Genomic DNA, 12,993 nt, shown 5'->3' with positions numbered 1-12,993 from the left:
GCTCAGCGGCCCAGCGGGCGCCTCGGCAGGGGAGAGGAGTAGACGATGCTGGTGGTCACCGATCCCAGCGCGCCGATCTTCCCCGCGACCTCCTCCAGGTGACCCATCGAGCGGGCGGCGACCTTGATCACGAAGCAGTCGTCGCCGGTGACGTGGTGCGCCTCCAGGATCTCCGGGGTCACCTCGACGAGGTCGTGGAACGGCTTGTAGTTTCCGTTCGGGTAGCGAAGGCGTACGAACGCCAGGATGGGCAGGCCAAGACGCTCCGGGTCGACCACGGCCGCGTACCCCTGGATCACGCCCGCCTCCTCCAGGCGGCGGACCCGTTCGGTGACGGCGCTCGGGGACATGGCGACGGCGCGCGCCAGCTCCGCGTAGCTTGCGCGGCCCTCGCGCTGGAGGACATCGAGGATGCGCCAATCGGTGGCGTCCGTGGAATAACCGGTCATGCTTGAGAGGTAACAGGGGAATCCCCGGCTGATCAAGAGGTACGCCGGTGATCATCCCTTCTGGATCGCTGGTTTCGCCCGTAGATTTCTGGCCATGAGCACAGTGACGAACACCGAGGCGACGACCTCCACGAGCACTCCGGCCGACGCGGCCGCCGGCCCCAATGCCGTCCTGCGGGTGGCTCCCGCTTCCCCGGCTGCCGCCGCCGCGTTCTTCGGGGCGAGCCTCGCCTTCCACGCCGACGTGTCGGACGTCGCCTCGGCGCTCGCCGCCGACGGCGACCCCGGCTTCGTCGTGGTCGACTCCCGATCGACGGCGTCCTGGGACCAGGGCCACATCCCCGGAGCGATCCACCTTCCCACCGCCCTCGTCCCCGAGCAGGCGGAGCAACTCCTCGACAAGTCCGTCCCGGTCGTCACGTACTGCTGGGGTCCCGGCTGCAACGGCGCGACCCGCGCCGCCCTCGCCCTGGCCCAACTCGGCTACCAGGTGAAGGAGATGCTGGGCGGCTTCGAGTACTGGGCCCGCGAGGGCTTCGAGTTCGAGACCTGGGAGGGCAACGAGCGCCGCGCCCCCGACACCCTGACGGCCCCGGCGGACGCGGCGGACTGCGGCTGCTGAGGACTCAGAGCGCGGACAGTTCGTCCACCAGGTCGTCGAGCCCCAGCGACCCCTGCGACAACGCGGCCATGTGCCACGCCTTCGCGTCGAACGCCTCGCCGAGCCGCCGCCGCGCGTTCTCGCGTCCGAGCAGCCAGGCCCGCTCGCCCAGCTTGTAGCCGATGGCCTGGCCGGGGATGGAGAGATAGCGGGTCATCTCGCTCGCCACGTAATCCGTGGGACGGCTGCAGTGCGCGTCGTAGAACTCCTGCGCGAGGTCAGGCGTCCAGCGCTCACCCGGGCGGAAGGGCGAGTCAGCCGGGATCTCCAGCTCCAGGTGCATGCCGATGTCGACGATGACACGCAGCGCCCGCATCATCTGGGCGTCCAGATATCCGAGCCTGCGCTCGGCGTCCTCGAGGAAGCCGAGCTCGTCCATGAGCCGCTCCGCGTACAGCGCCCAGCCCTCCGCGTTGGCGCTGACGATGCCGATGGTCGCCTGGTAGCGGGAGAGGTTCTCCGCGACGTGCGCCCACTGCGCGAGCTGGAGGTGATGGCCGGGCACACCCTCGTGGTACCAGGTGGAGACCAGGTCGTAGACGGGGAAGCGGGTCTCGCCCATCGTGGGCAGCCACGTCCGCCCGGGGCGCGAGAAGTCCTCCGAGGGGCCCGAGTAGTACGGGGCCGCCGCGCCGCCCGGCGGGGCGATGCGGGACTCCACCTTCCGTACGCGCTCGGCGAGTTCGAAGTGCGTGCCGTCCAGCGCCTCGATCGCCTGGTCCATCAGCTCCTGGAGCCAGACCCGCACCTCCTCCACGCCTTCGATGTGCGTGCCGTGCTCGTCGAGATGGGCGAGCGCCACCCACGGTGTGTCCGCGCCGGGCAGGATCTTCTCGGCCTCGGCGCGCATCTCGCCGAGCAGCCGGTGGAACTCGGACCAGCCGTACGCGTACGCCTCGTCGAGGTCCAGGTCGGCGCCGTTGAAGTAGCGGGACCAGCGGGCGTAGCGCTCACGGCCCACCGTGTCGGGGGCGCCCTCGATCGCGGGCGCGTACACGTCACGCAGCCAGTCGCGCAGCGCCACGACAGAGGCGGTGGCCTCGCGTGCCGCGGCGTCCAGCTCGGCCCTGAGCGAGTCCGGCCCGTCCGCGGCGAACTCCTCGAACCAGCCGCGGCCCTCGTCACCGCCGGGGCCCGCCCACTCGCCGAGCTGCCCGATGAAGACGGCTGTCGGCCGGGGAGCCGCGAACAGCTTGCGTTCCAGGCCGAGTTCGAGCGACGCCCGGTACCCCTCGTACGCGGCAGGCACGGCACGCAGCCGTTCGGCTATCGCCGCCCAGTCCTCTTCCGTCTCCATCGGAGTCACGGTGAAGACCTCGCGCACCGCGTGCGGGATGGTGTGCAGATTGCCGACCGCACGCAGTCCCTCGTCGGCATCGTGGACGGCGAGTTCCGCGGTGAGCCGCTCCCGCAGAAGCCGCGCGCACCGCCGCTCGGCGTCGCTGTCGGCGCCGGGCCTGCGCTCCGCTTCGTCGAGCCGGGCGAGCGTCGCGCGGGCGAGCTCCGCGACGGCCTCCTGGCCCTCGGGCGAGGTGTCCGGGAGCTTGCTGTGGCTGGCCTTGACGCCGAGAAACGTGCCGTTGACGGGATCGAGGGCGATGAACTCGTCGACGTAGGCGTCGGCGACCTGGCGAGGCAGCGGGCCGCCGCTTTCGCTCGTGTTCGGGATCTTCGTGGCTGACATGCGGACATCCTCGTACGCGGAACACGCCCCCGTCATCACGATTGGCCGGAGGTCGCCCCTTGGTCAGCGGCCTCCGGGCCCGGCGGCAGGAGCGGGCCGCACTCCCACTGCTGGAAGATCAGCCGCGTCTCCACGCGTGCCACTTCACGGCGCGCCGTGAACTCGTCGAGGACGAGTCGCTGCAGGTCCGCCGTGTCGGCCACCGCCACGTGCACCAGATAGTCGTCGGGGCCCGCGAGATGGAACACCGAACGGGCCTCGGGCAGCGCCCTGATCCGCTCCACGAACGGCCCGACCAGCTCGCGCCGGTGCGGCCGCACCTGCACGGAAAGCAGCGCCTGCAGGCCGCGGCCGAGCTTCGCCGGATCGAGCCGCAGCTGGTGCCCGAGGATCACACCGGAGCGGCGCAAACGGGAGATGCGGTCCAGACAGGTCGACGGCGCGACGCCCACCTGGGCCGCGAGATCGCGGTAGGTGATCCGGGCATCGTTCTGCAGCAGCCGCAGTATGCGGAGATCCACCGGGTCGAGTACGACAGAATCAGCCACTTGCCGAACGTAGCACGGGGTTCAACTACCAGGAGCCGGTCTTTGTTCAGGCTGTCAGGTATGGACACGAACACGGAATGCCGCCCCGGAACCGGCCACCAGGACCCGACTGCGGCGCCACTGCCAGGAGCCCCGGCCCCGACCGTACCGCCCGCACCGCGGGCCCTGGCCACCGAGGCCGTGCACGCCGGACGCGACGACCTCGCCGGGCTCGGCCTGCACGCCGCCCCGATCGACCTGTCCACCACCTACCCCTCGTACGACACCCGTGGCGAGGCGGCCCGCATCGACACCTTCGCCGCCGACGGCAGCCTGGACGGAGGACCGCCCGTCTACGCCCGCCTCGCCAACCCGACCGTGGCCCGCTTCGAGACCGCCCTGGCCCGGCTCGAAGGCACCGAGAGCGCGGTCGCGTTCGCCAGCGGCATGGCGGCGCTGACGGCGGTTCTTCTCGTACGCGGAGCGGCAGGGCTGCGCCATGTCGTCGCGGTCCGCCCGCTGTACGGCTGCAGCGACCACCTGCTCACGGCGGGGCTCCTCGGCTCCGAGGTGTCCTGGGTCGACCCAGCGGGCATCGCCGATGCCATACGGCCGGACACGGGCCTGGTTCTCGTCGAGTCGCCCGCCAATCCGACCCTCGCCGAACTGGATCTGCGTGCCGTGGCCCAGGCCTGCGGGACCGTGCCGCTGCTCGCCGACAACACTTTCGCGACGCCCGTCCTGCAACGGCCGGCCGAGAGCGGGGCGCGGCTCGTGCTGCACAGCGCCACGAAGTACCTGGGCGGCCACGGCGACGTGCTGGGCGGTGTGGTCGCGTGCGACGAGGAGTTCGCGCGGCAGCTGCGGCAGGTCCGGTTCGCCACCGGCGGGGTGCTGCATCCGCTCGCGGGATATCTGCTGCTGCGGGGCCTGTCCACCCTGCCGGTGCGGGTACGTGCCGCCTCCGCCAGCGCGGCGGAGCTGGCCGGGCGGCTGGCTGCCGATCCGCGCGTGAGCCGGGTGCACTATCCGCGGATCGGCGGCGCCATGGTCGCCTTCGAGGTCATCGGCGACCCGCACGAGGTGACCGCCGGGGTGCGTCTGATCACCCCGGCGGTCAGCCTCGGCAGCGTCGACACGCTCATCCAGCATCCGGCGTCCATCAGCCACCGCGTCGTGGACCCGGCGGACCGGCGGTCGTCGGGCGTGAGCGACAAGCTGCTGCGCCTTTCCGCCGGGCTCGAGGACGTCGAGGACCTGTGGCAGGACCTCGACCGTGCCCTTGGCCCTCAGCCGTCCGGCATCAGCGTCGGTACCAACGCCGGGGTCAGCGCCGGCACCGGCACCGGCACGTCGGCCGGAGCCCGGGTCAGTGCCGCTCCGCCCGCCCCTGCGGCTGGTCGTACGGCAGTCGCGAACTCACCGGCGTAGCTTCGAGACGCGCGGTGATGACCAGCGTGCCCTCCTCGATCTGGTAGTCGAGGGGCAGCCCGAGGCCGCGCATCGCGGCGACCATGCCCGTGTTGGACGCCTGCGTCACCGCGTACACGCTCTCGCAGCCCGCCTCGACCGCCATCGTCACCAGGCGGCCGAGCAGTTCGCTGCCGATGCCACGGCGCTGCCAGTCGTCCTCGACGAGCAGCGCGATCTCGGTCTCGTCGCCGTCCCAGAGCAGATGGCCGATGCCGACGATGCGCCCGGAAGCGGTCTGCACCGCCAGGGTGCGGCCGAACCGCGGGCTGAGCAGGTGGGTGAGATAGCGGTCGGCGTCCCGTACGGGGCCGTGGTATCGCATGCCGAGGGTCCGCTGCGAGCAGCGCTCGTGCATGGCCTTGGCCGCGTCGACATCGGCGGTGTCGGCCCGGCGCACGGTGATGGAGTTGCCCTCGGCCAGGGTCAGTACGTCGTGGCTGCGCGGGACGCGCGGGCCGAGCCGGGTGTCGAGCTCGACCAGGGCACGCGCGCGGGCGAACTCGGTCGGTGTGAACGGCAGATACGGCCGCTCCACGGTGATCACTTCGCCCTCAGGGGCCTGCAGGCGCAGCACCGTCCCCTCGAGCGCGCCCTCGACGGGGGCGCCGTCGGCGGGCACGTCCGCCCGCGGTCCGGACGCGGCCTTCGCCTGCGCGTTCGCGGGCAGTGACCGGATGGTGCAGCGGCCGAGCAACTGCCGTAGCGCGAGCGGGAGTTCGGCGGCGTCCAGGGCGGTGCGGGTGGCGAGGCCGAGGATGCGGGTGGGGGCGTCCACCAGGTCGTGGGCGTCCGCCCGCTCGATCCAGGTGCTCAAGCCGCCCGCGTGCGCGACGCCCCGGGTGATCTCCGCCGCGGGCACGTCGGCGGGGGCGCGCAGCAGGAACTCGTCGACGGTGCCTTCGGCCAGCGGGTGTGCCTGGAGGCTCAGGATGTCGACCTCGGCGTGGGCCAGGGCCGTGCACAGGGCGGCGAGCGCGCCCGGCTCGTCCCGCACCGTGGTGCGCATCCGCCACAGCGTGGTCTCCCCGGTGGACGACTCGGTCGCGGTGATGCCGGTCCGCTGCCCGGCGGTGTGGGGCCGGGCGTCGGTATCGTCCGCCGTCGGGGGTGCGTGGTTGTGGCGGCGTGCCCACCATGTGTGGAAGCCGACCGTGGCGAGCAGCGCCACGGCCGAGATCACGAGCAGGGCGGGGCCGTCGGGACCGTGCCCGATCATGTTCGCCACCGCGTCCGCCACGGCCACGGCCGTGAAGAGGGCGGCGAGTTCCACCAGGTCCCGCCGCCAGTGGTGCACGGGACGGCCATGTTTGGTTCGCGTCACATCAGACATGTCAGCACTCATACAGCCACTGTGGAGGAAGGGTGTTGCGTGATCACGAACGTTCTGTGACTGATGAGTTAAGACGCCTTCTGTCCGTTTAGTTCAACTTTGGCCTTTCGTGAAGTGCGGACGTGTCCTCTTGGTGCGCGTTCGACGGCGAAATCACTGCTGCCCCACCCGTCCCGGCTGCAGCACCTTCGTGAACAGCACTCCGCCGCCCTCCTGGCGCAGCCGCACGGTCAGCTCCCCGCTGTCGCCGTCGATGTCGACCTCGCCGAAGTGCTGCGGCGTCTCGGCGGGCGAGGTGTTGGAGCGGTTCGGCGCCTTGACGAAACGCTGCTCGGCACCGAAGGTCCCGTCGAGCTTGAGCGCCTGGAAGCCGCCCGCCGCCAGCGGTCCCGACACGAACTCCCAGAAGGGCGCGAAGTCCTTGAACGCCGCACGCGAGGGGTCGTAGTGCTGTGCCGACGTGTAGTGCACGTCGGCGGTGAGCCACACCGTCCCGGTGACCTTGCGGTGCTTGATGTGCCGCAGCAGTTCGGCGATCTGCAGCTCGCGGCCCAGCGGCGCGCCGGGGTCGCCCTGCGCGACCGCCTCGAAGTTCGCCGAACCGTCCGGCACGACGAGGCCCAGCGGCATGTCGGAAGCGATGACCTTCCAGGTGGCACGTGAACGCGACAACTCCCGTTTCAGCCACCGCAGTTGCCGGGCGCCGAGAATGCCGGTGGCGTCGTCGGGCTGCCGACCGGGCGAGTTGGCGTTGCGGTAGGAACGCATGTCCAGGACGAAGACGTCGAGAAGCGGCCCGTGCCGCAGAACGCGGTACACCCGCCCGTCCTCGTCACCCGGCGGGAGCGTCGAGATGGGGTAGTACTCGCTGAACGCGCGCAGGGAGCGCCCGGCGAGGACGTCCACGTTCTTCTCGGTGTAACGGGGGTCGGTCAGGATCTGCCCCGGGTACCAGTTGTTGCGCACCTCGTGGTCGTCCCACTGCACGATGGAGGGCACCTGGGCGTTGAAGCGCCGCAGGTTCTCGTCGAGCAGGTTGTAGCGGAAGGCGCCCCGGAACTCCGCGAGCGACTCGGCGACCTTCGACTTCTCCTCCGTCGTCACGTTCCGCCATACCGTGCCGTCGGGCAGGGTGACGCTCGGCAGGATGGGCCCGTCGGCGTAGATGTTGTCGCCGCTGCACAGGAAGAAGTCCGGGTCCCTGCGGCGCATCTCGTCGAAGACGCGCCAGCCGCCACGGTCCGGGTTGATGCCCCACCCCTGGCCCGCGATGTCACCCGACCACAGGAAGCGCACTCCTTCCTTGCGCCCCTTCGGCGTCGTACGGAACGTGCCGGTGACCGGCTCTCCGGTGCGTCTGGGGTCGTCCGGGTCGGCCAGGATCACGCGGTAGTGGATCTGCTCGCCCGCGGGCAGCCCCCGCAGCCGCGTCGTCCCGGTGAAGTCGGTGTCCGGACCGAGCACCGGGCCCTTCCACCGGGTGGGGTTACGGAACGACTCCGTTGCGGACGTCTCCACGATCATGCGGGCCGGACGGTCGGAACGCACCCACACCAGACCCGCGTGCGACGTCACGTCACCGGCCTGCACACCCCACTCGGCCCGCGGGCGCCCTGACCGGGCGAACGCCGGAGCGGCCCCGGTGATGGACGGCACGGCGAGCGCCGCCGGCACGGCGAGCGAGCCGCGCAGCACACTGCGGCGGCGAGGGGACGGGCTCGGCTGTGGGTGTGACATGAATGCGCCTCCAGTGACAGGTGCGACCAGTGTGCAGGGCAAGAACTAGTGGTACGCGGCGGCGCACACACGAACCACAAGTGAACAACTGCCAACAGGCGCAAGGGAACCGGTGTGCGAAGGGCATGTCCTCCCATCGCCGCCCTCGTACGCGGCCTCGGGTCTGGGGCCCCGGGGCACCCGTCCTGCGTCGCAGGTCGCACGTCGCGGGGGGTCGGTCGTTCGTCCCAGGCCGGGCGGCCGATGCCGGGAGATCGTCAGCTGTCTAGGCTCGGCGGCAGAGGCGCGCGGCCGAGCGCGCCCACCGGAGGGGGACCCATGCCTGTCAACGGTCAGAGCCACATCCGCATCGCCCGCCCGTCCCGCGACCTCGCTGCGGCGGAGCGTTTCTGGGTCGAGGGCCTCGGCCTGGACGTCGTCTGGCGTTCGCAGGGCGATGGCGCTCCTGGGGAGCACGACCTGCTCATGGTGGGTTGGCCGGAGGCCCCATGGCATCTCGAACTCGTCCACGAGGCCGACAAGCCGGTCCTGCCCCGCCCCACGGAGGAGGATCTGCTCGTCATCTACCTGGACGAGCCCGTCCCCGACGACCTGGTGGCCCGCTTGGAGGCGCACGGCGGAACCCGCGTCGTTTCGCCCAACCCGTACTGGAACGAGTGGGGCGTCACCATCGAGGACCCCGACGGCTACCGCCTGGTGCTCTGCACGCGCGCGTGGTCCAACTCCTGATACGGCCAACTCCTGATACGGCCCGCTCCTGCCTCAGCGCCGGTCGCCGGCCTCGGCGAGGAGCCGCACCCCCTCGGCGATCCGGGCAGGCGTGAGGTGGGCGTAGCCGAGCACGAGACGCACACCTGAGCCGTCCGCCGAGCCGTAGTCGCTCAGCGGGCGGACCGCGACCCCGGCCTCCGATGCCCGCCGCAGGAAGTCCGCCTGCGATCCCCGTTGTCCGGGCAGCCCGGCGATGACGTGCAGCCCGGCGGCGATGCCGGACACCTCCGTGCCGGGAAAGTGCTCGTCGAGCGCCGCGACGAGCGTGTCCCTGCGTTCCCGGTAGGCACGCTGACAGCGGCGCAGCTGGCGGTCGTAGTCACCGCGTTCGACGAAGCGCGCGAGGAGCGCCTGGTCGAGTGCCGGATTGCCCAGGTCCATCATGCGTTTGCGGGCGACCACCTCATCGGTCATCGACTCCGGGACGAGCAGCCAGCCGAGGCGCAGCCCCGGAGCGAGTGACTTGCTGACCGAGCCCGTGTAGGCGACGCGTTCGGGGTCGAGTCCTTGCAGCGCGCCCACCGGGGCGCGGTCGTAGCGGAAGTCCCCGTCGTAGTCGTCCTCGATGACCAGCCCGTCCACGGCCCGGGCCCAGTCGAGGAGTTCGGTGCGTCGCCGTGCCGAATAGCCGATGCCCAGGGGGAACTGATGCGCGGGTGTGGTGACGATCGCACGCAGGTTCCGTTCCCGCAGTACGCCGGTGACGACACCCTCGTCGTCCATGGGCACCGGCACCGTGGCGACGTCCGCCGAAGCGAACAGCTCGCCGTGCTGCGGGCTTCCGGGGTCCTCGACGCCGACGGTACGCACCCCGCGCGCGTGCAGCACGAAGCCGACCAGGGCCATGGCCTGCGCCACGCCGGAACAGACGACGATCGTCTCGGGGTTCGCGACCACGCCCCGGCGGCGTACGAGCAGTTCGGCGAGGGCCGTACGCAGCCGGGGCAGGCCACGCGGGTCCGGGTACCCGAGGGCGTGGTGGGGGAGTTCGGCCATGACGCCGCGGTGCGCGGCCGCCCACGCGGCGCGCGGGAACAGGGAGAGGTCGGGGGTGCCCGCGATGAAGTCCACGCGCGCGTGGACGGGACGCGGCGCCAGATCGCGGGCGCCGCGCGCGGCCTTCCGCGCCGCGCCGCCCACCCAGGTGCCCGCGCCCCGGTCGCTGCGCAGATAACCCTCGGCCGTCAACTGCTCGTACGCCTCCGTGACAAGGCCACGGGAGACGCCCAGGTCGGCGGCGAGCTCACGGCTGGAGGGCAACCGTGTCCCCGACGCGAGGCGACCGGACCTGACGGCCTCGCGCAGCGCCGACTGCAGGCTGCGGCCACGGCTGCGGGCGGGGGCCGAGGCGGCGGGGAGCAGCAGCTCCCAGGCGGCGGTCGCGGGCGCTCGGTCCGAACTCGATGACACCGGGACGCGCCTCCTTGGTGTGACGGCGATGGCCGGGCGCGTCACGGGATCCCGAAGTGGTCCCCGAAACGGTCCCGGAAGTGGACCTTAAACCGGTCCGCGTCCGTTCCTAACGTCGGGGACATGAACGCGAACCTCACACGCGGGTCTCTCCTCGCGGCCCTCGCCTGCCTCCTCGTCGGAGGCTCCTTCACCGCCAACAGCCTCCTCGGCGACTACCCGTACGCGGGCGGCCAGTTCCTCCGCTACGCCCTGGCCTTCCTGCTGCTCCTGCCGCTGCTCGGACGGGGCGACGCGGCGCCGCTGGGTCGCCTGACGCGCCGCCGGTGGGGGCGGCTCGCGATGCTCGCCGCCGTCGGCATGGTCGGCTTCAACCTGGCGATCCTCGCCGCGGAACGCTCGGCGGAACCTGCCGTACCGGGTGTCTTCGTAGGATGCGCCCCGGTCGTCGTGGCCGTCATCGTGCCGCTCCTGGAGGGGCGGCAGCCGCAGCGCCTGGTGATGTACGGGGCCTTGATCGTGGCCGCCGGAGCCTTCACCGTGCAGGGGTGGGGCCGTACGGACGGGCTCGGCATCTTCTTCTCCGTGTGCGCGCTCGCGGGCGAGGTCGGCTTCGCGGTCCTCGCCGTCCCCGTGCTGCGCCCGCTCGGCCCGAAGCTGCTCTCCGCCACGGTCTGCGGAATCGCCGCCGTCGAGTCCGCCCTCATCGGCGTCGTGGTCGACGGCGGTGACTGGCTGCCGGTGCCCGGCACCACCGAGGCGGCGGCCCTGCTCTGGCAGGCGGCGATCGTCACCGTCATCGGGTTCGTCTGCTGGTACTCGGGCATCCAGCGCATCGGCGCCGAGCGGGCCACCCTCTTCTCCGGTCTCATTCCCGTCGCGGCGGCCTTCACCGCCCCTTTGGTCGGCACCGGCAGCTACGGCGTCCCGCAGGCCGTGGGCAGCGCGCTCGTCGGCGCCGGAGTGGCCATCGGCTCCGGCGTGCTACGCGGCCGGCGTGCGGCGGCAGGTGTCGAGGACGACGCGCGAGACGAGGGCCGGGTCGTCGTTCATCGGGACGTGACCACAGCCGGGAAGCCGCACCAGACGCGCCTCGGGGACGGCGTGCTTGGCACGGACGCCCTGGCGGCGCAGCAGAATCCGGTCGCGCGAGCCCCACGCGACGGTGACGGCGATGTCGGGCAGGTCAGCGCCGAAGAGCACGTCACGTCCGGCTGCGAGGGTCTGCTCGAACCCCTTGGCGTCGCGCAACGCGAGCGTCTCGGCGACGACGGCCTCGGGTGAACGGCGGCCGGGGCGGGCGTAGATGGTGCTGGTCAGCGCCGCACGCCCGGCCGCGGTCCGCGAGAGCCGTTCGATCAGAGGCAGCGGAAGCAGCCGTGCGCCGTGCCGCATGGCGAGCAGGGTGGTGAACGCGTACCGCCGCTCACCGGGTGTCCAGAAACCCGCGGGGGACAGTGCGGTGACCGAGCGCACGAGCTTTTCCCGGCCGAGCTCCAGGGCGAGCAGGCCGCCCAGCGAGTTGCCCGCCACGTGCGGACGCTCGATCTCCAGGGCCTCGCACAGCGCCCCGAGCACGGACACCACCGTCGTGATGTCGTAGGGCAGCCCCTCGGGCAGGGCGTGGGACTCCCCGAAGCCCGGCAGGTCCACGGCTATCACGTCGTACCGCGCGGCCAGGATGCCGAACACCGGGTCCCATGCCTGGCGGTGGTGCCCGATGCCGTGCAGCAGGAGCAGCGGCTCGCCCTCGCCCGCGCGTTCGTAGGCCAGGGTCAGCGTCCGCGGGCCGCCGGGCGATTCGACGCTGAAGGACACCTCTGCGGCCATTTGCTGCTCCAGTCCCCGCCGCCCAGCGACGGTCCTCAGACACCTTAGACACCTTGTCAGCAACAATTACCGCTCAGTAGCCTTTAGTTCAAGAGGGTGAGGGCAACGGCCGCCGGACCGATGTGGGGCGCGACGCACCCAATTCGTCTGGACACCAGGTGGTTTCGTCGGCTGGGATGGAGGAGTGGCGACCGACACCGTGACCGACGTCTTCGAAGAGCACCGATCCGTCCTGATGGGCGTGGCCTACCGCATGCTCGGCCGGGTGGCCGACGCCGAGGACATCGTCCAGGAGTCCTGGCTGCGCTGGTCGGCGGCCGACCGGTCCCAAGTGCGCGAGCCACGCGGTTACTTGGTGCGCGTCACCACCCGGCTGGCCATCGACCGACTGCGCCACGTGCAGTCACGCCGCGAGTCGTACGTGGGTCAGTGGCTGCCCGAACCCCTCGTCACGGACTACGGGCCGACCGTCCCCGACACCGCCGAGCAGGCGGTGCTCGCCGACTCCGTGTCCATCGCCGTCCTGGTCGTCCTGGAGTCCCTCTCGCCTCTGGAGCGCGCGGTGTTCGTGCTGCGGGAGGCCTTCGGGTTCCCGTTCTCGGAGATCGCCCTCACGCTGGACCGGGGCGAGCCCGCCGTGCGCCAGCTCGCGGCGCGGGCCCGCAAGCACGTCGACGAGGGAAGGCCGCGTTATGAGGTGGATCCGGACGAGCGCAGGGACCTGACCGAGCGGTTCCTCGCCGCGGCGGCCGGTGGGGACCTGGGTGGCCTGATGGCCTTGCTCGCACCGGACGTACGCCTCGTCGGCGACAGCGGCGGCAAGGCCAAGGCCCCGCTGCGCGTCATCGAGTCGGCCGACAAGGTGGGCCGTTTCCTCAGCGGCGCGGCGCGCAAGGGCGTGCCGGCCGGGGCGGAGCTGGAGGCCCGGTTCCTGGAGATCAACGGCGCGAGCTCCGTCCTCTTCCTGGTCGACGGCAAGCCGCACTCCCTCTTTCAACTGGACGTCGCCGACGGACAGATCACATGCGTCTACATCATCCGCAACCCGGACAAGCTGGTCGGGCTCGCCTCCTAGGCCCCGGATGACGGACCCCCGCCCGCTCAGGGCGGGGGTTTTTGTC

General features: G+C 71.7%; 11 protein-coding genes and 1 pseudogene. 5 read left to right on the top strand and 7 right to left on the bottom strand.

What is annotated here, in order from left to right; translation table 11 throughout:
- Positions 1-2: 2 nt before the first annotated feature.
- A complete protein-coding gene (locus AB0I94_RS31780; RefSeq protein ID WP_363206589.1) occupies positions 3-449 on the bottom strand; it encodes an Lrp/AsnC family transcriptional regulator in 447 nt (148 codons plus the stop codon).
- A 94-nt stretch (positions 450-543) separates the two neighbouring features.
- Here AB0I94_RS31780 and AB0I94_RS31775 point away from each other — a divergent pair, with 94 nt between their 5' ends.
- Positions 544-1,071: a rhodanese-like domain-containing protein gene (locus AB0I94_RS31775; protein WP_363313162.1), complete on the top strand. Its 528-nt coding sequence runs from the start codon at positions 544-546 to the stop codon at positions 1,069-1,071.
- A 4-nt stretch (positions 1,072-1,075) separates the two neighbouring features.
- Here AB0I94_RS31775 and AB0I94_RS31770 read toward each other — a convergent pair whose 3' ends face one another.
- Together AB0I94_RS31770 and AB0I94_RS31765 are read right to left on the bottom strand one after the other, a co-directional pair.
- Complete coding sequence (locus AB0I94_RS31770) at positions 1,076-2,794, bottom strand: DUF885 domain-containing protein (RefSeq protein ID WP_363313161.1); 1,719 nt, start codon at positions 2,792-2,794, stop codon at positions 1,076-1,078.
- A 35-nt stretch (positions 2,795-2,829) separates the two neighbouring features.
- Entirely contained in the window at positions 2,830-3,342 is a 513-nt protein-coding gene (locus tag AB0I94_RS31765; RefSeq protein WP_363313160.1) for an Lrp/AsnC family transcriptional regulator, read from the bottom strand.
- 60 nt (positions 3,343-3,402) lie between these two features.
- On the opposite strand from AB0I94_RS31765, the gene AB0I94_RS31760 reads away from it, so the two are divergent.
- Positions 3,403-4,752, top strand: coding sequence for a PLP-dependent transferase (locus tag AB0I94_RS31760; RefSeq protein ID WP_363313159.1), 1,350 nt, complete (start codon positions 3,403-3,405; stop codon positions 4,750-4,752).
- On the opposite strand, the gene AB0I94_RS31755 is transcribed toward AB0I94_RS31760, so the two are convergent.
- Both AB0I94_RS31755 and AB0I94_RS31750 read right to left on the bottom strand, forming a co-directional pair.
- Positions 4,691-6,124 (bottom strand): GNAT family N-acetyltransferase, encoded by a 1,434-nt coding sequence (locus AB0I94_RS31755; protein ID WP_363313158.1) that lies wholly within the window; start codon positions 6,122-6,124, stop codon positions 4,691-4,693. The two genes, AB0I94_RS31760 and AB0I94_RS31755, sit on opposite strands and share 62 nt — an antisense overlap.
- 153 nt (positions 6,125-6,277) lie before the next feature.
- The gene (locus AB0I94_RS31750) at positions 6,278-7,861 is read right to left on the bottom strand and encodes an alkaline phosphatase D family protein (protein WP_363313157.1); all 1,584 of its coding nucleotides are present in this window, start codon (positions 7,859-7,861) and stop codon (positions 6,278-6,280) included.
- Between the two features lie 318 nt (positions 7,862-8,179).
- Between AB0I94_RS31750 and AB0I94_RS31745 the strand changes: the two genes are divergently transcribed.
- Positions 8,180-8,590 (top strand): VOC family protein, encoded by a 411-nt coding sequence (locus AB0I94_RS31745; protein ID WP_363313156.1) that lies wholly within the window; start codon positions 8,180-8,182, stop codon positions 8,588-8,590.
- 33 nt (positions 8,591-8,623) lie between these two features.
- On the opposite strand, the gene AB0I94_RS31740 is transcribed toward AB0I94_RS31745, so the two are convergent.
- Positions 8,624-10,042, bottom strand: coding sequence for a PLP-dependent aminotransferase family protein (locus tag AB0I94_RS31740; protein ID WP_363313155.1), 1,419 nt, complete (start codon positions 10,040-10,042; stop codon positions 8,624-8,626).
- Between the two features lie 123 nt (positions 10,043-10,165).
- Between AB0I94_RS31740 and AB0I94_RS31735 the strand changes: the two are divergent.
- Positions 10,166-11,002 (top strand): annotated as a pseudogene (locus AB0I94_RS31735) (EamA family transporter); the annotation flags it as partial.
- 24 nt (positions 11,003-11,026) lie between these two features.
- On the opposite strand, the gene AB0I94_RS31730 reads toward AB0I94_RS31735, so the two are convergent.
- Complete coding sequence (locus AB0I94_RS31730; protein ID WP_363313154.1) at positions 11,027-11,872, bottom strand: alpha/beta hydrolase; 846 nt, start codon at positions 11,870-11,872, stop codon at positions 11,027-11,029.
- Positions 11,873-12,056: 184 nt separating this feature from the next.
- Here AB0I94_RS31730 and sigJ point away from each other — a divergent pair, with 184 nt between their 5' ends.
- The gene (sigJ, locus tag AB0I94_RS31725; RefSeq protein ID WP_363313153.1) at positions 12,057-12,947 is read left to right on the top strand and encodes an RNA polymerase sigma factor SigJ; all 891 of its coding nucleotides are present in this window, start codon (positions 12,057-12,059) and stop codon (positions 12,945-12,947) included.
- The last annotated feature ends 46 nt before the right edge of the window (positions 12,948-12,993 follow it).

Origin of the sequence: Streptomyces sp. NPDC050147 (genome assembly GCF_040660195.1) — a bacterium.
Taxonomy (GTDB): domain Bacteria; phylum Actinomycetota; class Actinomycetes; order Streptomycetales; family Streptomycetaceae; genus Streptomyces.
The sequence above is the reverse complement of the archived record's forward strand: the minus strand, read 5'-3'. Positions and strand labels throughout refer to the sequence as shown.